Origin of the sequence: Streptomyces sp. NBC_00536, assembly GCF_036346295.1 — a bacterium.
Classification (GTDB): domain Bacteria; phylum Actinomycetota; class Actinomycetes; order Streptomycetales; family Streptomycetaceae; genus Streptomyces.
On sequence record NZ_CP107819.1, the window covers coordinates 446119 to 470228 of the forward strand.

The following is a 24110-nucleotide window of genomic DNA, read 5'->3' on the forward strand; positions in this document are numbered from 1 at the left end:
CGTTTGAATCCGTCAGCTCGTGGCCGCTTCGGCGTCCAGCCCGGCAGGCCCCCCAAGACCGCGAAGTCCCCCAAGAAGTCCGCGCGGCCGCTCGCGCCGCAGGGCGAGTTCGCGATGCCGCAGACGATCGCCCCGGCACTGCCCGCGGTGGAGGCGTTCTCCGAGCTGGGGCTGCCGGAGGAGCTGATGGCGACGATGGCGGAGCTGGAGGTGCGCGAGCCGTTCCCGATCCAGGCCGCCACCCTGCCGAACGCCCTCGCCGGGCGGGACATCCTCGGCCGCGGCCGGACCGGCTCCGGCAAGACCCTCGCCTTCGGGCTCGCGATGATCGTCCGTACGGCCGGACGCCGGGCGGAGCCGAAGCGCCCGCTCGCGCTGGTCCTCGTACCGACCCGCGAACTCGCCCAGCAGGTGACCGAGGCGCTGACCCCGTACGCGCACGCCATGAAGCTGCGGATCGCCACGGTGGTCGGCGGACTCTCCATCGGCCGCCAGGTGGGCGCCCTCAAGACCGGCGCCGAGATCGTCGTGGCCACCCCGGGGCGGCTCAGCGACCTGGTCGGGCGGCGCGACTGCCACCTGGAACGCGTCAAGATCACGGTGCTCGACGAGGCCGACCAGATGACCGACATGGGCTTCATGCCGCAGGTCACCGAGATCCTCGACCAGGTGCACCACGACGGCCAGAAGATGCTCTTCTCGGCCACCCTCGACCGCAATGTCGACCAATTGGTCCGTACGTACCTCAAGGACCCGGTCGTCCACTCGGTGGACGCCTCGGTCGGCACGGTGACGACGATGGAGCACCACGTGCTCCACATCCACGCCGCCGACAAGTACGAGACCGCCACCGAGATCGCGGCCCGTGACGGGCGGGTGCTGATGTTCCTCGACACCAAGCACGCCGTGGACCAGTTCACCCGGCACCTGCGGGCCAACGGCGTACGGGCCGAAGGCCTGCACAGCGGCAAGTCGCAGCCGCAGCGCACCCGCACGCTCGCCCAGTTCAAGACCGGCGCGGTGACCGTACTGGTCGCCACCAACGTCGCGGCGCGCGGACTGCACGTCGACGACCTCGACCTCGTCGTGAACGTCGACCCGCCCGCCGACCACAAGGACTACCTGCACCGCGGCGGCCGTACGGCGCGCGCGGGCGAGTCCGGCCGGGTCGTCACCCTCGTCACGCCGAACCAGCGCCGCGACATGACCCGTCTGCTGGCCGACGCGAAGATCCGCCCCACCATCACCCAGGTGCGGTCCGGCGACTCCCTGCTGAGCAAGATCACCGGGGCGAAGAAGCCGTCCGGGATCCCGCTGGCCGGCGCCGCGCCCGCCGAGGGCGGCAAGGACGGGAAGGGCGGCAAGGGCAACAGCACCCTCGCCTTCCGCGGCATCGGCACCCGGCCGGGACGGCCGGGCGGCAAGGCCAAGGAATCCCGCAAGACCACCGAGGCCCGGCAGGCCGCCGAAGCGCGGGCGGCCGCGCGGGTGCGCCGCGGGGTCTGACCCCGCCGGGGTGCGAAGGGGGCCGGGTGCGCGCTGCGCACCCGGCCCCTTCTTTTGACCCTGGAGCCCGTCGGTCAGCGGCGGCGGCCGGCCACTATCGCCCGCGTCACGATCGGCGGCAGCAGGTCCTTCGCGAGGCGGCGCACCCGCCGCGCACGCGGTACGGGCTTCTGCTGGGCCGGGACCGCCGAGAGGACGGGGACCTCGGGGGCCCGCAGCGGCCGCGGCTCCGGCGGCGCGATGGCCTTCTGGCCCCCTATCCGCACCAGCGGGGCGCCCGCGACCTGGTCGATCCCGTGCCAGAGGTCCTCGCGGGCCTCCAGCCACTCGCGCAGCGCCTTCTGCAGCGGCGCGGGGTCGCCCCAGGTCGCGTAGAGCTTCGTACCGGACACGCAGATCACGCGCAGCTCGGCGGAGGTGACCGCGCCCCACACGGCGGCGGCGACACCCGGGCAGTGCTCGGAACGGTAGTCGTCGAACACCACCACCGCGCCGGGCGCCGCGAGCAGGCGGGAGGCCTCGATGTCCCCGTGCACGTGCTCGTAGAGGTGGGATGCGTCCACGTGGATGAAACGGCAGCTGGCGGCGCGGACCCGGTCGCCGACCACGGAGGTCGGGGCCTGTATGACGGTCGGCAGCTCCTCGTGGAAGGCGAGGTAGTTCGCCTCGAAGGCCTGACGGGTCAGCGACGCGTAAGAGGACCGCGTCTCCGCGAGGTTGGACTCGTCCTCGGCGGGCGAGTCGAAGAGGTCACAGACCGTGAACTCCTCGCCGTCCCGCAGGTAACGACCCATGAATATCGCGCTCTTGCCCATGTACGCGCCGAGTTCCAGGAGATCGCCGCGGTGTTCGGCATCGGCGTTCTGGTGCTCCAGGAACCAGTCGAACAGCAGCTGATCGACGTTCCAGAACCATCCCTTCACGTCATTGAACCCCGTGGGAACCGGTGCTGCGGACAGCACTTCGGGGTCGGTGAGAGGGAGACGCGCAGCTTGCGACATGGAGAGTCGTCCTCCGGGGATATGGCACGGAATCAGCACTGACACCTGGCCGGGTAGCCAGACCTTAGACCACGGGACGGGTACATGACGAGGCTGCGGAGGGCCCGAGGCGCAAGACGGAGGCCGAAGAGGGAACGGATCGCCCCACGTGGGGCGTTGCCGATGGCTGCCGCCGGGGGCGCTCCGGGGCCGCGCCCCGGGGGCGCGCCCCCGGCCCGGGGCCGCGTCTCTGCCCCCGGGGCCACGTCCCGGGGCCCGGGTGCCCGCCGGGGCCGCCCCGGGCGCGGGACCCGGGGTCCGGGGCTCGGGCGCGTCCCGGGGCCCGGGCGCATCCCGGGCCAGCACAGCCCGACTGGCTCCCGCCGCGCCCACCGCTCGGGAGCACGGCCCGGGGGGCGGGCACATGCCCCGGGGGCGCGGGCGGGGCGCGTGGCCGGGTCTCTGGCCCGGGGCCGAATCAGGGGGGGCCGGACGCATGCCGGGACCGGACGCACGCCTCGCGTGGCAGCGCCCGGCCGGCTCCCGCACCGCCCACCGCTCGGGGGCACGTCCCGGGCCCGGGCGCACGCCGGGCCGCTCCGAGCCTGGGGCCCGGAGTCCCGGGCGCGGGCGCCGGACCCCGGGGGCGCGGGCGGGACCCGGGGCCGCGCCCCGGGGGCCCGGGCGCATGCCGGGCCCGGGCACACGCGGCGCCCACCGCTCGGGGGCGAGCCCCCGGCCCGGGCGCATGCCGGGCCGCTCCGGGCTCGGGACCCGGGACCGCGGGCGGACCCCGGGACCCCCGGGGTCCCGGGGCGCGGGCGGGGCGCGGGGGTCCCGGTACCCCGGGACGATGCGGGGGGCCGCTCCGGGTGCGGGACCCGGGACTGCGGGCGGGACCCTGAGGCGCGTCCTGGGGCCCCGGGGTCCCGGGCCCGGGCGCATGCCGCGCGTGGCAGCGCCCGGCCGACGCCCGCCGCGCCCACCGCTCGGGGCGGGCCCGGGGCGGGTGCCACTGCCGGTGCCGCGTCGGTGGCGCGCCGCGCCGATGCCGGAGCCGGTGCCATGCCCGTGCCCGGCCGGTGCCGGTCTCGGTGCCGTGCTGCGTCGCGTCGCGTCGCGGGGACGCCGCTCGGTGGGCTGCGGCGTTACGGGCGCCCCGAGCCGCGGCGCTGGCTGCGCGGGCAGGCAAGCCCGGGCCTGGCCGCACAAACCCGCCAGGCCGCCAGGCCGCAGGGCGCTGGTGCGTTCCCTTTGCCGCCGCGAAACATCCGTGTACGCACCGAGGCTCGCGCTTTCAGGGCTGGGCCGCAGGCGGGTGGTCGGGCAGGGGCGGGCGCGCCCCGCCCGGCGGGCGCTGGGCAGGGCGGAGGCTCGGGGCTCATGGTCCGGGGTTGGGGCCGGGCGGCCCGGCGGCATGGAGGGGAACGGGTAGCCGATGCTTCACGGAAGCGAAGGTGACCGGTCAGGCGGTCAGCGGGCGATCAGCAGGGCTTCCGAGCCGACCGGGCGGAAACCGGCGGCCTGGAAGGCGCGGATGCTACGGGCGTTGCCCGCGGCCTGCTGGGACCAGACGGGGGCGCCGTCGGGGACGAGGTGGCGGGCGGCGGTGGCCAGGGCGCGGCCCAGCCCCCGGTGCCGTACGTGCTCGTCCACCTCGATCGCGGTCTCCCAGCGGCCCGCGATCCCGCGGCCGAGGACGACGACCCCGCCGTCGGCGGCCCACACGCGGACGTCGTCGCGCCGGGCGCGGGCCCGGACCACGCGGGGGTGGTCCCGGTCGGCGAGTTCCCGCAGCGCGACCGGCGGCTCCCCCGGCAGCGGACCGGCGACCGTCATGAGGTCGATCGTGTCGTGCCGACGCCCGGTGCGGTCCATGAGGGCGGCCAGGAAGCGGGGGTTCATCGTGGCGGCCAGTCCGTCACATTCGATGCCCGCCAGGGTCGACCGTACCCACGCGGGGTCCTCGTCGGTGAAGACCACGGAGTGCGCGGTGAAGGCGATGACCCCGGCGTCCCGGTGGTTCTCCTGCGCGACCACGGTCGTCCCGCCGTCGGGCGGCGGGAACTGCCCCCGGGCCGCCGCGTCGAGTATCTCCCCCAGTGTCCGGCCCATGCCGTCGTCCCCGCCCTTCTCCCCGCACCGCGCCCGGACGGACGCGTGGCGGCTGAAACGATATACGGGCCGCCCGTACGGGGATGCACGGGATCACGACGGAATCACCAGGTCAGGCCCTCTGCCGGGAGTTCCGTGGCGGGGCGGCGCGCGGGCCGGGGCAGGCCGAGACGGGCGCGGGCCGCGTGGACGGAGGTCAGCTGGTCCGCCGCGCCGGGGCCCCAGTCGCAGAGGTCCCGGACCTGTTCGGGGGTGGCCAGCAGGCGGGCGTGCGCCGGGTCGGCGGCCGGGCCGAGCGCGCGGAGCCGGGCTGCCGAGCGGATCCGTACGCCGTCCTCCTCGCGCACGTACCCCAGCGGCTCGGCTTCGGCGACGGCCGGTTCAGCGGCGGGCCGAGGGGCACCTCCCGGCAGCCGCGCGGCCCCGGTGGCGTGGGCGATCAGCACCAGCACCCGCCCGTCGGGGGCGAACAGCCAGGCCGCCCGGTCGTGGACGGGCAGGTCGGCCGGGGCGGGCCCCGCGCACCAGACCCCCCGCTCCGGGGTGCGGCGGGTGCGCAGCACCCCGAGCCGGTCGAGCGCGCCCGGCGCGGTGGGCCGCCCGTCCTCCAGGAGGGCGGGGCCGCCGCCGTCGATGCGGGCCCGCAGCGCGGACAGGGCGCGCCGCGCGTCTCCGGGGTGCATCAGCCCGGGCAGGTCGGCCGGTTCGGCGAAGTGGACGCCGGTGATCTCCTGGGCGGGCAGCCGGATGGCCGAGATGCGGTCCGCGTCCCAGGTACCGCCGTCGAAGACGTGCAGGATCTCGCCGGGGAAGCGCATCTCCGGTTCGAAGCCGGGGGCGTCGGCGGGGATCCAGTCCACCGCGAGGCCGCGCGGGAAGTGGTCCCGGATGCCGAGTTCCTCGTACACCTCACGGGCGGCCGCCGCGGAGGGCGCCTCCCCCGCGTCCACCGCGCCGCCGGGCAGCAGCCGGTCGGGCCGGTAGTCCACGGTCTGGACGAGGACGCGCCCGTCGGGGTCGGTGACCAGGACGCACGCTCCGCTCCAGAGCGCGGCCCGCGAGGCCCCGTATGCGGCGGGGCTCATCCACGTGTCGGCGGCCGGTCCGTTCCGCTCCCCCGGGGCCGCGTGCTGCGGCGTCGCGGGCTGCGGCGTCTCGGGTTCCGAGGTCGCGGGTTCCGGGATGGCGTGGTCCGCGGTCGCGTGGTCCGTCCGGTCCGTGTGGTCCGTGTCGGTCAGCTGCGGCATCGGTACTCCGTTCACCGTGGATGGGAGAGGGCCGGGGCGGGCGCGTCACGCCGTTCCCGGCGCCTGTGCAACAGCGCGCACGGCCCCCGGGTTACGGCGCCGTGCACGAGGGGCGCGGGCGCGCGCCCGACCTGCGGGTTTTACCGGCCCTATGGCCGTTTATTACCTGGTTATGTACTCCTTGCTAGCTTTCGGGCGCGGGCCGGTCGGCGTGAAAGCCCCCGGCCCGTCCAGACGACCACCTTCAGGGGGACAGCTATGCGACAGGCCGGCGGCACCGGGACCGGGAACGGGGACGGAACCGGGGCGGCCACCGGGGAGCGGCGACGGCGGCCTATGCGGCCGATGCGGCCGCTCGCCGTCACGGGCGGCACCCTGGCCCTCGGTTGCGCCGGTCTGTACGGCGCCGGTCTGCTCCTGGCCTCCGATGAGATCACCGCGGGTACGAAGGTCCGCGGCGTGGACATCGGCGGGATGGACCGGGACCGGGCGCGCCAGGCCCTGGACCGCGCCTTCGGGCCCACGGCCCCGACCGCGTTCGCGATACGGATCGGCGAGCGCGTCGAGCGGGCCGAACCCCGCGACCTCGGCCTCTCCGTCGACTCCGGGTTCGACGTCGCCGTCGACCGGGTCTTCGAGCAGGGCGGCAAGGAGGTCAAGCGCGAGACCTTCACGACGCGTTACACCCCGCGCGACACCGTCACCTGCGGGAACCGATGAACGTCACCGGCAGCCTGCCCGGAGCCGACAGACCGTCCGGAATCGACAGGCTTTCCGGAGTCGACGCCGCGCGCGGCCTCGCCGTGCTCGGGATGTTCGCGGTGCACGTCGGGCCCGGCGCGCGCCCCTCCGGCGCGAACTACCTGGTCCTCGCCGCGGACGGGCGCGCGCCCGCCGTCTTCACCCTCCTCGCCGGTTTCTCGCTGGCCCTCGCCCAGCGGCGGCGCGCGGGGAGCGGGGGCGCGTCGCCCACCCCCGGAGGGGCGCGTCCGCTGCTGATCCGCTCCGCGGTGCTCGGCGCGCTGGGGCTCTGCCTGGCCGCGCTCTGGCCCGGGATCCTGGTCATCCTGGCCTTCTTCGCGCTCTACTTCCTCGCCGCCGAGCCCTTCACCCGGCTCTCCACGAAGGCGCTCGCCGTGGTCGCGGGCGTGAGCGTGGCGGCCGGCCCGCTACTCTCGTACGTCCTCGGTCCGCTCTTCGGGGTCACGGCCTCGGGCCGCGGCGCGGTGCCCGGCCTTGCCGATCTGGCGCGCGGCTGGACCGGACTCGGCGAGATCCTGCGCGCCCTGCTGCTCACGGGCGCCTACCCGGTGGTCACCTACTTGCCTTACGTGCTCGTCGGCATGGCACTGGGGCGGCTGTGCGACGTCCACGCGAAGGCGGTCGCCCTGCGCATGGCGCTGTGGGGTTCGGCCGTCGCGGCCGTGGCGTACGGCTCCGCGTGGCTGGCCACCGAGGTGCTCGGCGGACGGCAGCGGCTGCTGGCCGCGATCGCCGCGCACCACCCGGAGGCCATGACCGCCACCGATCCGGTACGGGCCGTACTCGCCCAGCAGTACGGGGCCGTCCCCAGCACCTCGTGGGACTGGCTGCTGCTCGCCTCCCCCTACAGCCAGACCCCGCTGGAGACCCTCGGCAACGCGGGCGTCGGCGCCGCGCTCATCGGCGGCCTCGTGCTGCTGACGCGCGAGCGGTGCGCCGCCCGGCTGCTGCGGCCGCTCACCGCGCTGGGCGCGATGGCGCTCAGCGCGTACGTCGTGCACGCACTGGTGCTGGCCGGTCCGGCGAAGGGGGCCGCTTCCTGGGCCGCGCTGGCCGCCTTCTCGGGCGTGGCCCTGGCCGCGGCCTGGGGCTGGCAGCGGGTGTGGGCCGGTTCCCCGCTGCGCCGCGGGCCGTTGGAGCACGTCCTCCGGCTGGCCACCGCTCCGCGCGCCCGCGCCCGCACCGGCGCGTGACCGCGGGCGCACGCCCGCATCAGACCCCGCACGCCCCCTCGGGACGGGCCGTGCGGACCACCCGTACGCGTGACGCGGCACCGGTCCGGGTCCGCGCATGCGGCAGGGTGGGCGGATGCAGCTGCGCCGGGTCCTGCCCCTGTCCCTTGCCGCGTTCCTCCTCGGTGCCGGGTGCACCGGATGCATGACCGTCGCGCCGTCGGTCCCGGCCGCACCGGCAGCGGACCCCGCGACCGTCCGCACGCACGCCCCGCATCCCGTACTGCCCCTGGGGCGGCTGCCGGAGGATCCCGCGCAGGCGGCCGCGTCCCCGGTGCCGGCCGCGCCGGCGGCGTCGGCAGCCGCGGCCCCGGCGGACGGGACGGACGGGCAGGAAGGCCAGGACGGGGAGGGCGCGGACGGCGCCCGGCGCGGGGCGCCGCACCGCTCCGGGAAGGTCCGCGCCCCCGCCCCGGCGAAGGCCCGTACGCCGCGCGCCCGGCCGCGCCCGCAGACCCGGCCCGGGGCGCCGGGGCGTTCGTATGACATGGCGGCGATCTGCGCGGCGGCCCACGGCACGGTGTCCCCGTCGATCGCCCAGCTGTGCTCAGACCAGTACGGCCGCTGAGCGGTACGGCCGGCCACATATTCGGTAGATCCGTCCGGTGCGCCTTCCTACAGTGGCGGTGACCACGTCATCGACCGGAGCGGATCATGCGCACCCACTATCCCCGCACTCCGCACGTCCCGTGGTCCCCCGGGGCCACGCCCGACGACATCCGCGCCGGTGACCTGTCGGGGCTGCCGGGGCTCGCCGGGCGCGAGGTCGTGGTGACCGAGAAGCTGGACGGCGAGAACACGACCCTCTATGCCGACGGCCTGCACGCGCGCTCCCTGGACTCCGCCCACCATCCCTCGCGCGCCTGGGTGAAGGCCCTCCAGGGACGCATCGGCCCGGGGATTCCCGCCGGTTGGCGGATCTGCGGCGAGAACCTCTACGCACGCCACTCCCTCGCCTACGACGCGCTCGACAGCTGGTTCTACGGCTTCTCCGTCTGGGACGGCGAGCACTGCCTCGACTGGGACCGGACGGTGCGGTTCCTGACCGGGCTGGGCGTGCCGGTTCCGCGCGTGCTGTGGCGGGGCGTCCTGGACGCCAAGGCCGAGCGCGCGCTGCGCAGGCTGAAGCTGGACACCAACCGCCACGAGGGGTACGTCGTGCGCTCCGTGGCGGGCTTCGACCGTGCGGCCTTCGCGCGGCACGTGGCCAAATGGGTGCGCGGGGGTCATGTGCAGACCGGCACCCACTGGATGTTCGCGTCCGTGGTCGAGAACGGTCTCGGCCCGGCCGCCGCTCTGTGGGCGGTGCGCTCGGGCGCGGCGCCCGATGTCCCGGCCGTGCTGTCCGCCGCCGGTGTGCCGGACCCCGAGGGCACGGACGGCACGGAGACCCGGACCGCCGCCGAGACCACCGCGGAGACCGTGGCCGATGCCGTCGCCCGGCTCGACGGGCTGGGGCGGTCGGGGGACGCCCGGCTCGCGGGGGTGCTCGCCGCCGCACTGCACGGCGCGCACCGCGGGCTCCTCGCGCCCCGGCTCGCGGGGGCGCTCGGGCTGCCGCTCGCGCGCCGGGTGGCCGATCTCGTCGGGCTCCAGGGGCGGCTGCACCGGCCGTTCCCCGAGGAGGAGCGCCGGGCCGGGCTGGCGGGGATGACGGCCGCCGCCGACCTCGGGGTGCTGCACGCGGTGGCCGGGGCGGTCGCGGGCGCCCGCGCCGACGCGGAGGCGGCCGGGGCGCGCGAGTGCGTGGAGTGGTCCGCGCTGTGCGCCGAGGAGGCGGGGCTGCTCGACGCGGAGCCGTACGGCCCGCTGCGTTCGGGGCTGCGGGAGGCGCTGGCCGGGCTCGGCACGGAGGCCGCGGACCGGTGCTGGGCGCAGGCGCGCCGGGCCTGGGCCGAGGGCCGGGTCGGCGGGGTCGAGGAGGCGGTGGCGGCGACCTGGCGGTGGCGCGGCGGGGAGTTCCCGCGGCTGATCCAGCTGGTCGGGCCCTCGGGCAGCGGGAAGAGCACCTTCGGCCGGGCACTGGCCGGGGTGGACGCGTACGTCTCGCTGGACGACCTGCGCTCCGCGCGCGGCGCGCGTGCGGACCAGCGGGCCAACGGCGAGGTGCTGCGGGAGGGGCTGGACCGGCTCGACGCGGCGCTCGCGGCCGGGGGCACGGTGGTGTGGGACGCCACCTCGCTGGTGGCCCCGCAGCGCGCCCTGGTCGGGGCGGTCGCCCAGCGGCGTGACGCGCTGGTGACGCAGGCCGTCGTACTGGCCGACGAGGACACGCTGCGGCGGCGCAACGGCACCCGCGCGCACCCGGTGCCGGACGCCGTGCTGGACTCCCAGCTGCGCCGGTACAGTCCGCCGTATCCCGGTCAGGCGCACCGGACCTGGTACATCGGGGCGGGCGGCACGGTCGAGGACACGGCGGGAGGCCTGCGGTGCGACGCCACCGGCCACGGCCACCAGGGCGGCCACGAGGGCGGGACGGCGTGATGCGGACCAGTGAAGAGCTGTACCACCAGGTCCGCTGGGACCCCCGGTTCGATCCGGCCCGGTTCGTGCTGGGGCTGCTCCAGCGCGGGGCCGCGCCCAAGCGCGTCGCGCTGCCCTCGTTCGTGCCGGGCGGTGACGTGCCCTGGCACCGGGTGCTGTTCGTCGAGGCGGACGGCGAGCTGGTGTGGGACCGGGCCACCGGCGTGGACCGGGTCGAGTCCTCGGGTGCCGGGCGGGCGCGCGCCCCCCGGCTGCTTCGCGCGCCGTTCTTCACGGCGCGCACGGCGCACTCCTGGGATCCGGCGCGGGGCTGGGTCCCGGCCGTGGACGACGCGCGCCCCGGGCGCCCCGCGCACGCCGTACCCACGACGGCCGCGACGGCGGCGGTGGTGCGCGTGCTCACCTGGAACACGCTGTGGGACCGCTACGACGGCCCGCTCATCGAGACCGCGCGGCGGCGCCCGCTGCTGCTCGCCGGGCTGGCGGCGGCCGACGCCGACGTGATCGCCCTCCAGGAGGTCGAGCGGCCGCTGCTCGACCTGATCCTCGCCGAGCCCTGGGTACGGTCCTCCTACACGGTGGGCACCTCGCCGGGCGGCCGGGACGTGGCCGACACCGGACTGCTGCTGCTCAGCCGGCTTCCCGTGCGGGAGGCGGGAGTTCACGCCCTGGGGCCGCACAAGGGGGTCACCGCCCTCACGGTGGAGACGGCCGCGGGTCCGCTCGTGGTGGCCGCCACCCATCTCAGCAGCGACCACTCGGCGGACGGCGCGGGGCGGCGGACGGCCGAACTGGCCCGGCTCACCGATGGGTTGGCCGGGATCGACGGCGAGGTCGTGCTGATGGGCGACTTCAACGACGGGCGCGGGGGCGCCGGGGGTCCTGCCGCGGTGCTGGGCCTGCGGGACGCGTGGGCCGACGTCCACGGGGAGGGGGACACCACCCCGACCTTCGATCCGGCGGTCAATCCGCTGGCCGCCGTGGGCTCGCTGACCGGGCGCGCCGCCCGGCTGGACCGGATCCTGCTGCGGGGGCGGGCCCGGGTGGCCCGGGCGGCGCTGATCGGGGACCGTCCCGCCACCGCCGACGGGCTGTTCGTATCGGACCACTTCGGGGTGGAGGCGGAGCTGGACCTCGGCGCGCCCGGGACCGCGGCCGCCCTGAGCGACGTACCGGAGGCGGCGGACGGACCGGACGCCCTCGACCTGGCACCGACGGCGCGCACCGCCGTGGCCTGGATCCCGCCCGGCGAGTGGTGGCCGGCCGTCCAGGAGCTGCGCCGGAACCTCGACCCGCGGGTGGACCGCTGGCCGCCGCACGTGAACCTGCTGTTCGGGTTCGTACCCGAGTCCGTCTTCGAGCGGGCCGCCGAGCTGCTGGCCGGGGCCGCCGCCGAGGTGCCCGCCTTCACGGCGCGGCCGGGCGGGGTGCACACCTTCGGGCACCGCGAGGACGCGACGCTGTGGCTGGACCCGGCGGCGGACGGCGAGGCGCCGTGGCAGGAGCTGCGGGCGGCGCTGGTCCGCCGGTTCCCCGGGTGCCGGGGGCGCGCCGATGGCTTCACCCCGCACCTGACACTGGGCCGGAGTACGGACCCCGAGCGCGCGGCGGCCCGGTGCGCGGCCGCGCTCGCCGGGGCCCCGGAGGCCATGGAACCGGCCCCGGTCGGGTCGCTCGCCGTGCTGTCCCGGCGCGGCGGGGAACCGATGCGGGTGCGGTTCACCGTGGCGCTGGGGACGGGCGAGGTCCGGTGGCTGCCGGAGGCCCGGGAGGAGGGCACCCCGGGGCCGCCGGACGGGGATCTGGACGACCTGGCGCGGTCCGTCACCGGGCGGCTGGCGCGGGCGCTGCCCGAGGGGGTCGTGGAGGTCGCCGGATCGCGCCGGATGGGGTGCGCGCTGCCCGGGGCCGACCTGGACCTGGTCGCGGCGCTGGCGGGACCGGTGGACCCCGCGCGGCTGCGCGAGCGGGTGGTGGCCGCGCTCCCGGAGGCGGTCCGGGTCCGGGAGGTGCGCGGCGCCCGGGTCCCCGGACTGCGGCTGCGGGTCGGCGCGTTGGACGTGGACCTCGCCGTCGTGGCGAGCGCGGGGGTCGATCCCGGGCAGGCGGTGGCCCGGCGGACCGAGCTGGGCGGGGGTGCGGCGCTCGCGCTGAGCGCGGTGAGCGACGCCGAGGCGGTACGGGCGGCCGTGGCGCCCGAGCGGCGCGCCGCGTTCGCGGAGCTGGCCCGGCGGGTCAAGGAATGGGCACGGGCCCGGGGGCTGGACTCCGCCCCGTTCGGCGGGCTGCCCGGGCTGGCCTGGTCGGTGCTCGCCGCGCGCACGGTGGGCGGCGCGGGCGCGGCGGAGCTGTCGCATGACGCGCTGCTGCGGGAGTTCTTCGGCCACTGGGCGGCCTGGGACTGGCGCCTGCCGGTGGCCCTGTGGGACGGGGAGGACGCGCTTCGCGCGGGGGAGGCGCCGGTGACGGTGCTGACCCCGTCCGCGCCGGTGCGTACGTGTACGGCCCAGGTGGGGGCGGGGTTCCGTGACCTGCTGGTGCGGGAGCTGTACCGGGGCTGGGAGATCACCGGGAGCGGCGTCGGGCCCTGGCCCGCCCTGCTCGGCCCGCCGCCGCTGCACCGGCGGCACGCGGCCTGGGCGCAGGTCACCGTCCGCGCGGAGCGCGCTCCGCGGGCCGGGGCGGCGCCGGGCCGGGTCCGCGGCCGGATGCGGGCGCTGCTCACCGCGCTGGAGGAGGCGGGGGCGGTGGACGCGCACGCCTGGCCGCGCCCCTTCGCCGCGGAGCCGGGGAGCACCCGGTACGCGATCGGGCTGGGCGCGGCCCCGCCGGACGCGGCGCGGCTCGCGGTGATCGCCGGGCGGTGGGCCGCGGGGCTGCCGGGCGTGGAGGTGTCCTGGGTGGCGGGCGGGGACGTACCGAGCCCGGCCCCGTAGCAGAGTCGGCACCGGCACGGGCACGGGCACGGGCACCGGTCGGACAAGTAGCGAAGGCACTGTTCCACGGAAACGGGACAGTGCCGCCATTTCCCGAACACACTGCACACAGCGGGCCTCCCGGGTCTCCTCGGGGCAGGGCCGGACGGATCCGCCGGGATCCGTTGAGAGCCGTTGGGATCCTCAGCCAAGCGCCGGTGACTTTTTTCGTCAACACTTTTCACAAGGATTGAAGAAACCCCAAGTTCACAGGCCTGGCACGCTTTTGACGCTTCGGCGGATCTTCAGTTCATGAACGCTGAACCTCTTGACGGCCCCACCCGGGGGCAGTTCACTCACGCTTCGATCCCCCCGGATCCCCGACGTCAGGAGTACCCCCATGCGACTGCTCTCCGATCGGCCGCCGCGGCTCACCGCGGCGGCCCTCGCCGCCGCGCTGGTCGCGGCCCTGCTCATGCTGCTCCCCGCGACCGCGGCCCAGGCGGCTCCGACGCTGCTCTCCCAGGGCAAGCCCGCGACGGCCTCCAGCATCGAGGGCGCGGGCACCCCGGCCTCCGCCGCCGTCGACGGCGACACCACCACCCGCTGGTCGAGCCAGTTCGCCGACCCCCAGTGGATACAGGTCGACCTGGGCGCCCCGGCCGAGGTCAGCCAGGTGGTCCTGCGCTGGGAGACGGCGTACGGGAAGGCCTACCGGGTCGAGCTGTCCACCGACGGCACCACCTGGAACACCGCGTACTCCACGGCCGCGAGCACCGGCGGGGTCCAGACCCACGACATCACCGGCACCGCCCGCTACGTCCGCGTCTACGGGACCCAGCGCGCCACCGGCTACGGCTACTCGCTCTTCGAGTTCCAGGTGTACGGAACCACGGGCGGCACCGGCAATCCCCTGCCCGGCGGCGGTGACCTCGGCCCCAACGTGATCGTCTTCGATCCGTCGACGCCGGACATCCAGGCCCGGCTGGACCAGGTCTTCGCCCAGCAGGAGTCGGCGCAATTCGGCTCCGGGCGCTACCAGTTCCTGTTCAAGCCGGGCACGTACAACGGGCTCAACGCCCAGATCGGCTTCTACACCTCGATCTCGGGCCTCGGCCTCAACCCGGACGACACCACCATCAACGGTGACGTGACCGTCGACGCGGGCTGGTTCGGCGGCAACGCCACCCAGAACTTCTGGCGTTCGGCCGAGAACCTCGCGCTGAACCCGGTCAGCGGCACCGACCGCTGGGCCGTCTCCCAGGCGGCCCCGTTCCGCCGGATGCACGTCAAGGGCGGCCTCAACCTGGCCCCGAACGGCTACGGATGGGCCTCCGGCGGGTACATCGCCGACTCGAAGATCGACGGGCAGATCGGCAACTACTCGCAGCAGCAGTGGTACACCCGCGACAGCTCGATCGGCGGCTGGAACAACGCGGTCTGGAACCAGGTGTTCTCCGGCACCCAGGGCGCGCCCGCGCAGAGCTTCCCGGACCCGCGCTACACCACCCTCGACACCACGCCCGTCTCCCGGGAGAAGCCCTTCCTGTACCTGGACGGGTCCGAGTACAAGGTGTTCGTCCCCGCCAAGCGCGTGAACGCGCGCGGTACTTCGTGGGGCAACGGCACCCCGCAGGGGACCTCGATCCCGCTGAGCCGGTTCTACGTGGTCAAGCCGGGCGCGAGCGCGGCGACGATCAACCAGGCGCTGGCCCAGGGCCTGCACCTGCTCTTCACCCCCGGCGTCTACCACGTGAACCAGACCATCCAGGTCAACCGCCCCGACACGGTGGTGCTGGGCCTCGGCCTCGCCACCATCGTCCCGGACAACGGCGTGACCCCGATGCGGGTCGCCGACGTGGACGGGGTCAAGCTCGCGGGCTTCCTGATCGACGCGGGCACCGTCAACTCGCCGAGCCTGCTGGAGGTCGGCCCGGCCGGCACCACCACGGACCACGCGGCGAACCCGACCACCGTCCAGGACGTCTTCATCCGGGTCGGCGGCGCGGGCGCGGGCAAGGCCACGGCCGGGATGGTCATCAACAACCACGACACGATCGTCGACCACACCTGGATCTGGCGCGCCGACCACGGCGACGGGGTGGGCTGGGAGACCAACCGCTCCGACTACGGCTTCCGGGTCAACGGTGACGACGTGCTGGCGACCGGCCTGTTCGTCGAGCACTTCAACAAGTACGACGTGGAGTGGAACGGCGACCGCGGCCGCACGATCTTCTTCCAGAACGAGAAGGCCTACGACGCCCCCAACCAGGCCGCCGTGCAGAACGGTTCGGTCAAGGGCTTCGCGGCGTACAAGGTCGCGGACTCGGTGACCACGCACGAGGGCTGGGGCCTGGGCAGCTACTGCTACTACAACGTCGACCCGACGATCCGTCAGGACCACGGGTTCGAGGTCCCGGTGAAGCCCGGCGTGAAGTTCCACGACCTGCTCGTGGTCTCGCTCGGCGGCAAGGGGCAGTACGAGCACGTCATCAACAACACGGGCGCCGCGACGTCGGGTACGTCGACCACCCCGTCCACCGTCGTCTCGTTCCCCTGACCACCCCTGATCCACCCCTGTTCCACGCCTGTTCCACGCCTGATCCACGCCTGATCCACGCCTGACTCCCGCGGGACGCGGGGCGGCCCGGTGGCCGTCCCGCGTTTTCCGGGCCATCCGAGAGAGCGCTCTCCCATCTCTTCCATCCCTTCCAAGGAGCTGTGAACCGATGAAACTGCACCCGCGGGCCCTGTCCGCCTTACTGGTGTGGGTCGCCTGCGCCGTGACCGCCGCCGCCGGTCTCGGCCTGACCACCCTGACCGCACAGGCCTCACCCGACCCGGGCACCTCCGTCCACCTGGGCATGGACCACTCCCAGGTGGCCCCGCTCGCCGGAGGCGACGACCCGGACGGTGACGGCTACATCCCCGCCGTACCGCAGGTCACGGGCGTCACCCCGTCCTGGAACAACCCACCGGACCGGTACTTCCACGAGTTCCAGGCCAACTGCGCGGTCAGCAGGACCGCCCCGGACGACCCGATCGTCTTCGCGGGCCGCCCCGGCGCCTCGCACGACCACACCTTCCTCGGCAACACCACGACGAACGCCTTCAGCACCACCGCCTCCCTGAGCGCCGGCGGCACCGCCTGCAACGCGCCCGGCGACCTGTCCGGGTACTGGATGCCGACGCTCTACAACGGCAGCCAACCGGTCCTGCCCACCGGCCCGCAGGTGATCTACTACAAGACGGGGGTCACCGACTACACGAGCGTGCGCCCCTTCCCCAAGGGCCTGCGGTTCGTCGTCGGCAGCCCGGCCCAGACGGCGGCCGAGTTCCGGGCGCACAAGGGCTGGGTCGAGGGCTGGGAGTGCGGCGACAGCTTCAAGAACGTCGAGTTCCCGGCGAACTGCCCCGCGGGCACCCAGCTCAACATCCGCATGCAGGCTCCCAGTTGCTGGGACGGCAAGTACCTCGACACCCCGGACCACAAGGCGCACATGGCCTACCCGGTGATAAAGCCCGGCAACAACGACAACGTCTGCCCCGCCGACCACCCGGTCGCACTGCCGATGGTCGAGTTCAAGATGGCCTTCCCGGTCAGCGGCGACATGTCGCAGGTGAGGCTCTCCAGCGGGGCCGGTCACACCTTCCACTTCGACTTCTTCAACGCGTGGGACGACCGCACCCTGAACGCCATGGTCGAGCACTGCGTCAAGGGCGGCCTCCAGTGCAACGCCCGGGGCTACGACGAGACCCACCCCGAGGCCGGCGGCGTACTCGGCCCGGACTACCGCCTCCCCTAGCTCTCGACTCCCCTCCCCCCACCCCCTCCAAGGAGGTTCCGGCATGCTCACCCGCATGCGCACCCTCACCGCGGCAGCCGTGCTCGCGGGAGCCGTCACCGCCTTGCCCGCCCTTCCCGCGCACGCCGCGGGCAGCGTGGTCAAGGTGACCGGCTCCCAGGGCAACTGGCAGCTCCAGGTGGACGGTTCGCCGTACCAGGTCAAGGGCGTCACCTGGGGTCCTTCCCCGGCCGACGCGGCGCGCCTGCTGCCCGACGTGAGATCGCTGGGCGCCAACACCATCCGCACCTGGGGCACCGACGCGAGCAGCCGTCCGCTGTTCGACGCGGCGGCGGCCAACGGGATCAAGGTCGTCGCGGGCTTCTGGCTCCAGCCCGGCGGCGGCCCGGGCAGCGGCGGCTGCACCGACTACGTGACGGACACGACGTACAAGAGCACCATGCTGGCCGAGTTCACCCGGTGGGTGCAGACCTACAAGGACCACCCGGGCGTGCTGATGTGGAACGTCGGCAACGAATCGGTGCTCGGCCTGCAGAACTGCTACGCGGGCACCGAGCTGGAGAACCAGCGGGGTGCCTACACCACCTTCGTGAACGACGTGGCGAAGGCCATCCACCGGATCGACGCCAACCACCCGGTGACCTCCACCGACGCGTGGGTCGGCGCCTGGACGTACTACAAACGCAACTCCCCCGACCTCGACCTGTACGCGGTCAACTCCTACAAGGAGGTCTGCGGGGTCAAGCAGGCCTGGGAGCAGGGCGGTTACACCAAGCCGTACATCGTCACCGAGACCGGCCCGGCCGGTGAATGGGAAGTGCCGAACGACGCGAACGGGGTGCCGCGGCAGGTCGGCGACCAGGCCATGGCCGATGGCTACACCAACGCGTGGAACTGCGTCACGGGCCACCGGGGGGTGGCGCTGGGCGCGACCGTGTTCCACTACGGCACCGAGTACGACTTCGGCGGGCACTGGTTCAACCTGACCCCCGCGGGCGAGCGCCGCAAGGCCTACTACGCGGTGAAGCGGATGTACGGCGGGAACACGGCCGGGGACAACCTGCCGCCGACCGTGTCCGTGCCCTCTGTGGCCGACGCCTCGGCGGTTCCGGCCGGGAAAGAGATCACCATCCAGGCTCCGGCGACCGACCCGGAGGGCGACGCGCTGTCGTACGAGGTGCTCTGGGGCGGCAAGTACGTCGACGGGGGCGGCGGGCTGCTCTCGGTGGCCTCGGGCGCCCTCGGCAACGGCACCGTCAAGGCCACGGCCCCGGCCAGGACGGGTGTGTGGATCCTGTACGTGAAGGTCAAGGACGGCCGGGGCAACGTGGGCGTGGAGCAGCGCTCGGTGAAGGTCGTCCCGCCGCCGGTGTCCGGCACGAACGTGGCGCTGAACCGGCCGACCACCGCCTCCACCTTCCAGAAGGACACCTGGGGCGGCTGCCCGTGCGGCGCGGCGCTGGCCACGGACGGCCGCGACGACACGCGGTGGGCGAGCAGTTGGGCCGATCCGCAGTGGCTCCAGGTGGACCTGGGCGCGGTGAAACAGCTGAGGCACGCGCAGTTGGTGTGGGAGACGGCGTACGGGAAGGCGTACACCGTCCAGGTCTCCGACGACGGCCGGAACTGGCGCACGGCGTACGCCACGTCCACCGGGGACGGCGGTGTCGACGACTTCGACATCGCGGCTTCGGGGCGGTACGTACGCCTGGACATGACCCAACGGGGCACCGGCTACGGATACTCGCTGTTCCACTTCGGCGTGTATTCCTGACCGGCCCGGCCACCTGAACCCCGCGCGCCGCCCCCTTTCCCCGCCAGGGCGGCGCGCGGTCGGGTCCGCGGCGGCTTCGGCCGTTCGGGCAGCGCGGGCGGCGGGTCTGCGGCGAAGGGGGAAGGGGCGTCGCGATGATCGGCCCAGGAGGTGGGCCCGTCGTGATCGTCATCATCGTGGTTCTCGTCGCGGCGCTGCTGGCTTCGGTCGCCGCGAACCGGTACCTGCGCCCGCGGCTCGTGGACGCGCAGGACCAGGGGATGAAGGTGCAGGAGCTGATCGGCCCCATGCAGACCCTGACCATCCTGCTGCTGGCCTTCGTCCTGGTCACCGCTTCGGCCTCGTACGGCATGGCGGACAGCGCGGCCCGTCGTGAGGCCCACGAGCTGGCCCATCTGGCCGCCATGGCCACCTACGCCCCCGACCCGCAGCGGACCGAGCTGCTCAAGGACACCGTCTGCTACGCCCGTACCGTACGGACGGCCGAGTGGCCCGCCATGGCCGAGGTGCGGACCTCGGACGCCTCCGACCAGTGGAGCCGCGATTTCCGGCGGGTGTTCCAGGCGTTGCGGACCGAGCAGGCCTTCGGGATGCTCGTCGCGGCCGACGACCAGCGCTCGCTCGCGCGTGAGGAACGGATGGCGCAGGCCAGCCCCAGCGTCCCGGCGCCGATGTTCTGGTTCCTGCTCGCCGTGCTCACGGTGACGGTGATCGCCCTGGGCATCGCGGTGCCGCACCGGAGCAACCGCGGGCACATCGCGGCCCTCGTCGTCATCACCGTCCTGCTGGGCGGCGCGCTGGTCATCATCCGCGATGTCGACCGGCCGTTCGGCTGGCTCATCAACGTGCCGCCCACGTCGGTCCGGGCCGTCGAGAACCAGGTGCTGCGCGATCTCCAGGCCGGGCACGCCCAGGTCTCGCTCCCCTGCGGGGCCGACGGGAACAAGGTCTGAACCCCGCGGCTCAGACCTCGATGACGATCTTGCCCGCGGTGTGTCCGTCCTGGCTGAGCGCGAAGGCGGCCGCCAGCTCGGACAGCGGGAAGGTTTCGGCGACGGTGACGGTGAGCTTCCCGTCCTCGGCGAGACGGGCCAGTTCGGCGAGGTCCGTACCGACCGGGCGGACCCACATCCATTCGCCTCCGGCGCCCAGCACGGACGGGTCGGCGATCGAGGCGTGGCGGCCGCCGTCGGCCAGGACCGCCTCCGTGACCTCCAGGACCCCGCCGACGAAGTCGGCGGCCACGGTGACCCCGTCCGGGGCCAGGGCGCGGACCCGCTCGGCGAGGCCGTCCCCGTAGGCGACGGGTTCGGCGCCCAGCTCGCGCAGCCGGTCGTGGTTGCGGGGCGAGGCCGTGCCGATGACACGGGCGCCCAGGGCGCGGGCGATCTGGACGCCGAAGGAGCCAACGCCGCCCGCCGCGCCGTGCACGAGGACGGTGTCGTCCTTGCCGGTGCCGAGCCGGGTGAGCAGCTGGTACGCGGTGAGCCCGGCCAGCGGGAGTCCGGCGGCCTCGGCCCAGCCGAGGGCGGCGGGCTTGTGCGCGAGGGCGCGGACGGGCACGGTGACGAACTCGGCGAAGGTCCCGCCGTGCACGTAGTCCTTGCGGGCGTACGCCATGACCTCGTCGCCCGCGGTGAACTCGGGGGTGTCGATGCCGACGACCTCGACGGTGCCGGCCACGTCCCAGCCGGGGACCACCGGGTAGACGACGTCCATGAGGCCGTCGAGGCCGCCCGCCATGATCTTCCAGTCGACCGGGTTGACCGCGGCGCACCTGACCCGGACCAGGACTTCGCCGGGCCCCACCTTGGGCACCGGCAGCCGGGTCTCGGCGAGCACCTCCGTCCCGCCGTACGTCTCGTACGCCATCGCCAGCATGGTGCCCTCGCTGTCCTCGGACATGCGTCTCGCCTCTCCGTGAGCTGGTGGAACCGCCCCCGGGCCCATCCCACCACGAAACGCCGCGCCCGTCCCCCGGGGCGGGGCGGGCACGGCGCGGTGTCACGGGCCGGTCAGCCGGCGCCGTGGGCGGCGCGGTGGGCGGCGCGGTGGGCGGCGCGGTGGGCCTCGATGACGGAGGCGTAGTGGTGGCCGCTGGCCTTGACGGTGCGCAGCTGGCTGGCGAAGTCGACGTGGACGAGGCCGAAGCGTTTGGCGTAGCCGTAGGCCCATTCGAAGTTGTCGAGCAGGGACCAGGCGTAGTAGCCGGCCAGGGGGGCGCCGCGGCGGGCGGCGCGGGCGCAGGCCGCGAGGTGGGAGTCGAGGTAGGCGGTCCGCTCGGGGTCCGTGACGCTCCCGTCGGGGGCGACGGTGTCGGGGTAGGCGGAGCCGTTCTCGGTGACGTAGAGGCGGCGGGCGCCGTACTCCTCGGTGAGCCGCATCAGCAGGGTCTCGATCCCGTCCGCGTCGATCTCCCAGTCCATGCCGGTGCGCGGGACGGCGGGGCGGTCGATCTGGCGGGCGTACGGGGCCGGGCCGCCGGGGTCGTCGGTGACGTACTGCGGGAAGTAGTAGTTCAGGCCGAGCCAGTCCAGGGGCGCCGCGATGGTGGCGGGGTCGCCGGGGCGTTCGGGCAGGTCCACGCCGTAGACCTCGCGCATGTCGGCGGGGAAGCCGCGGCCGTGGACCGGGTCGAGCCACCAGCGGTTGACGTGTCCGTCCATGCGCCGGGCGGCGGCGCGGTCGGCTTCGCTGTCGGTGGCGGGTGCGATGGTGGAGAGGTTGTTGACGATGCCGATCCGCGCGTGCGGGGCGGCGGCGCGGATGGCCCGGGTGGCCAGGCCGTGCCCGAGGAGCAGGTGGTAGGAGGTGCGTACGGCGACGGTCAGGTCGGTCAGGCCGGGGGCCATGGTGCCTTCGAGGTGTCCGATCCAGGCGGAGCACAGGGGTTCGTTGAGGGTGGCCCACTGGGTGACCCGGTCACCGAGCCGTTCGGCCACCTGGGCGGCGTAGGCGGCGAAGTGCTCGGCGGTGTCCCGTTCGGGCCAGCCGCCGCGGTCCTGGAGGGTCTGCGGCAGGTCCCAGTGGTAGAGGGTGACGCAGGGCTCGATGCCCGCGGCGAGCAGTGCGTCGGTCAGCTGGTCGTAGAAGTCGAGGCCCTTGGGGTTGGCCGGGCCGTCGCCGCCGGGGACCACCCGGGGCCAGGCCACCGAGAACCGGTAGGCGTTGGTGCCCAGGGCGCGCATCAGCGCGATGTCGCCCCGCCAGCGGTGGTAGTGGTCGCAGGCGGTGTCGCCGTGGTCGTTTCCCGCGGTGTTGCCGGGGGTGTGCGAGAAGGTGTCCCAGATCGACGGCGTACGGCCGTCCTCGTCGGCGGCGCCTTCGATCTGGTAGGCGGAGGTCGCGGTGCCCCAGGCGAAGTCGCGGGGCAGCGCGGCGAGGTCGATGGGCCGGGGCTCGGTCACGACGGTCCTTCCGGGTGCGGTGGGCGGGGGTGCGGCGCTCATTTGACGGCTCCCGCGGTGAGTCCGGCCACCAGATAGCGCTGGAGCAGCAGGAATCCGGCGACGACGGGGACGCTGACGACCAGTGAGGCGGCCATGATCTGGTTCCAGTACACGTCGTTCTGGGTGGAGTAGCCCTGCAGGCCGACGGCCAGGGTGCGGGTCTGCTGGTTGGTCATGACCGAGGCGAAGAGGACCTCGCCCCAGGCGGTCATGAAGGAGTACACGGCGACGGCGACGATGCCCGGGACCGCGGCCGGGACGACGACGCGAAAGAGCGCGCCGAGCGGGCCGCAGCCGTCGACGGTGGCGGCCTCGTCGAGGTCGCGGGGCACCGAGTCGAAGTAGCCGATGAGCATCCAGATGGAGAAGGGGAGCGAGAAGGTGAGGTAGGCGAGGATCAGCCCGGCGCGGGAGCCGTAGAGGGCGATCCCGGTGGCGTTGCCGACGTTCACGAAGATGAGGAAGAGCGGCAGCAGGAAGAGGATGCCGGGGAACATCTGGGTGGAGAGCACCGTGACCGTGAACAGGCGCTTGCCGCGGAAGTGGTAGCGGCTGACGGCGTAGGCCGCGAAGACGGCGATGACCACGGAGGCGGCGGTCGCCGAGCCCGCCACGATCAGGGAGTTCACGAAGTACTTCGCCAGCGGCACCGTGTGCCAGATGTCGGCGTACGGGCGGACGGTGAGCCCGCTGGGGATCCAGTGGAAGGCCCCGGCGACGTCCTTCAGCGGCTTGAGCGAGCTGGTGATCATCACGTAGACGGGCAGCACGACGAAGCCGGTGAGCAGGGTCAGGAAGACCGCCCGGACCACCTGGAAGGAACGGGCCGGGGCGAGCGGGGACCTGCGCCGGGCCTCAGGCATCGGCCTTGCTCCTTCCGCGGCTGGTGACGAGCAGGTAGAGGGCGGTGACCAGCAGCAGGAAGAGCAGCAGGAGGACGGACATCGCCGATCCGGTGCCGAAGTTCCAGGTGACGAAGCTGGCCTGGTAGATGTGAATGGAGATCAGGTCGGCGGCCTGCGGGGCCGACTTGCCGAACAGCACGAACGGCGTGTTGAAGTCGTTGAAGGTCCACAGGAACAGGACCAGCACCAGGACCTGGTTGACGGGCCCGATGGAGGGCAGGGTGATCCGGCGGATCTGCTGCCAGGTCCCCGCGCCGTCGAGGGCGGCGGCCTCGTACAGCTCCTTCGGGATGTTCTGCAGGGCGGCCATCACGATCAGGAAGGCGAAGGGCCAGCCCTTCCAGACGGACACGATGAGCAGCGCCCAGAAGCTGTTGTCGCCGAGTAGCCAGAAGGTGTGCTCGCCGCTCATGCCCAGCTGGTCGTGCAGGACATGGTTCACCAGGCCGTTGTCCCGCTGGAACATGAATCCCCAGGTGATGACGGCGGCGTAGACGGGGAGCGCGTACGGGACGAGGAACAGTGCGCGCAGGACGCCGCGGCCGCGGAAGGTGTCCTGCATGAAGACGGCGGCCGAGGTGCCGATGAGCCAGCACAGGCCCACCGAGAGGAGGGTGAACTGGCAGGTGGTGAGGAACGATCGGAGCAGGTCGGCGCCGACGGGCGCGTTGACGTCGACGGCCAGGGAGTAGTTGTCGAAGCCCGTCCAGGGTGCGCGCGACCAGTGCCGGATGACGAACTGGGTCAGCTGCCGGAAGCTCATCAGGATGCCCATCACCATGGGGATCAGGTGGATGAGCAGTTCCATCAGCAGGGCGGGCAGGAGCAGCAGGTAGGGCAGGGCGGTACGGCGCAGCCGTCCGGTGCGGCGCACTCGGGCGGTGGTGCGGCGTACCCGCCCCGCGGTGGCGGACGTCATGGGGAGGGGCTCACTG

The 24110-nt window shown here is 74.2% G+C and carries 17 protein-coding genes; 10 read left to right on the top strand and 7 right to left on the bottom strand.

The annotated features are described in order from the left end of the window. Positions 1-114 precede the first annotated feature (114 nt). Positions 115-1506, top strand: coding sequence for a DEAD/DEAH box helicase (locus OHS33_RS01990; RefSeq protein WP_330334867.1), 1392 nt, complete (start codon positions 115-117; stop codon positions 1504-1506). Positions 1507-1580: 74 nt separating this feature from the next. Here OHS33_RS01990 and OHS33_RS01995 read toward each other — a convergent pair whose 3' ends face one another. The 3 genes from OHS33_RS01995 to OHS33_RS02005 form a co-directional block, all read right to left on the bottom strand. Then, complete coding sequence (locus OHS33_RS01995; RefSeq protein WP_443065185.1) at positions 1581-2507, bottom strand: class I SAM-dependent methyltransferase; 927 nt, start codon at positions 2505-2507, stop codon at positions 1581-1583. 1452 nt (positions 2508-3959) lie between these two features. Continuing rightward, positions 3960-4601: a GNAT family N-acetyltransferase gene (locus tag OHS33_RS02000; protein WP_330328627.1), complete on the bottom strand. Its 642-nt coding sequence runs from the start codon at positions 4599-4601 to the stop codon at positions 3960-3962. Positions 4602-4705: 104 nt separating this feature from the next. Then, positions 4706-5848 carry an NUDIX hydrolase gene (locus tag OHS33_RS02005; protein WP_330328628.1) on the bottom strand — a complete coding sequence of 381 codons (1143 nt, stop codon included), beginning with the start codon at positions 5846-5848 and terminating at the stop codon, positions 4706-4708. Positions 5849-6106: 258 nt separating this feature from the next. Between OHS33_RS02005 and OHS33_RS02010 the strand changes: the two genes are divergently transcribed. From OHS33_RS02010 to OHS33_RS02050, 9 genes are all read left to right on the top strand, one after another. Then, complete coding sequence (locus OHS33_RS02010) at positions 6107-6568, top strand: hypothetical protein (RefSeq protein WP_330328629.1); 462 nt, start codon at positions 6107-6109, stop codon at positions 6566-6568. After that, positions 6565-7803, top strand: a complete 1239-nt coding sequence (locus tag OHS33_RS02015; RefSeq protein ID WP_330328630.1) for a DUF418 domain-containing protein — start codon at positions 6565-6567, stop codon at positions 7801-7803. Before OHS33_RS02010 ends, OHS33_RS02015 begins: the two co-directional genes overlap by 4 nt. 115 nt (positions 7804-7918) lie before the next feature. Further along, positions 7919-8410 carry a hypothetical protein gene (locus OHS33_RS02020; RefSeq protein ID WP_330328631.1) on the top strand — a complete coding sequence of 164 codons (492 nt, stop codon included), beginning with the start codon at positions 7919-7921 and terminating at the stop codon, positions 8408-8410. An 86-nt stretch (positions 8411-8496) separates the two neighbouring features. After that, positions 8497-10326 (top strand): RNA ligase family protein, encoded by a 1830-nt coding sequence (locus OHS33_RS02025; protein ID WP_330328632.1) that lies wholly within the window; start codon positions 8497-8499, stop codon positions 10324-10326. Then, positions 10326-13262, top strand: a complete 2937-nt coding sequence (locus OHS33_RS02030; protein ID WP_330328633.1) for a poly(A) polymerase — start codon at positions 10326-10328, stop codon at positions 13260-13262. The genes OHS33_RS02025 and OHS33_RS02030 overlap by 1 nt, the downstream gene beginning before the upstream one ends. A 379-nt stretch (positions 13263-13641) precedes the next feature. Then, positions 13642-15801 (top strand): discoidin domain-containing protein, encoded by a 2160-nt coding sequence (locus OHS33_RS02035; RefSeq protein WP_330328634.1) that lies wholly within the window; start codon positions 13642-13644, stop codon positions 15799-15801. Between the two features lie 169 nt (positions 15802-15970). After that, complete coding sequence (locus tag OHS33_RS02040; RefSeq protein ID WP_330328635.1) at positions 15971-17047, top strand: DUF1996 domain-containing protein; 1077 nt, start codon at positions 15971-15973, stop codon at positions 17045-17047. Positions 17048-17090: 43 nt separating this feature from the next. Next, the gene (locus tag OHS33_RS02045) at positions 17091-18821 is read left to right on the top strand and encodes a discoidin domain-containing protein (RefSeq protein WP_330328636.1); all 1731 of its coding nucleotides are present in this window, start codon (positions 17091-17093) and stop codon (positions 18819-18821) included. A gap of 161 nt (positions 18822-18982) precedes the next feature. Further along, positions 18983-19774, top strand: coding sequence for a bestrophin-like domain (locus OHS33_RS02050; RefSeq protein WP_330328637.1), 792 nt, complete (start codon positions 18983-18985; stop codon positions 19772-19774). A gap of 10 nt (positions 19775-19784) precedes the next feature. Here the strand turns inward: OHS33_RS02050 and OHS33_RS02055 are convergent, their stop codons facing one another. The 4 genes from OHS33_RS02055 to OHS33_RS02070 all read right to left on the bottom strand — a co-directional run bounded on the left by OHS33_RS02055 (position 19785) and on the right by OHS33_RS02070 (position 24094). Further along, positions 19785-20702 carry an NADP-dependent oxidoreductase gene (locus OHS33_RS02055; RefSeq protein ID WP_330334868.1) on the bottom strand — a complete coding sequence of 306 codons (918 nt, stop codon included), beginning with the start codon at positions 20700-20702 and terminating at the stop codon, positions 19785-19787. Between the two features lie 134 nt (positions 20703-20836). Then, positions 20837-22270, bottom strand: a complete 1434-nt coding sequence (locus OHS33_RS02060; RefSeq protein WP_330328638.1) for a GH1 family beta-glucosidase — start codon at positions 22268-22270, stop codon at positions 20837-20839. Continuing rightward, positions 22267-23133: a carbohydrate ABC transporter permease gene (locus OHS33_RS02065; RefSeq protein ID WP_330328639.1), complete on the bottom strand. Its 867-nt coding sequence runs from the start codon at positions 23131-23133 to the stop codon at positions 22267-22269. The genes OHS33_RS02060 and OHS33_RS02065 overlap by 4 nt, the downstream gene beginning before the upstream one ends. Beyond that, complete coding sequence (locus OHS33_RS02070; protein WP_330328640.1) at positions 23126-24094, bottom strand: carbohydrate ABC transporter permease; 969 nt, start codon at positions 24092-24094, stop codon at positions 23126-23128. Before OHS33_RS02070 ends, OHS33_RS02065 begins: the two co-directional genes overlap by 8 nt. Positions 24095-24110 lie beyond the last annotated feature (16 nt).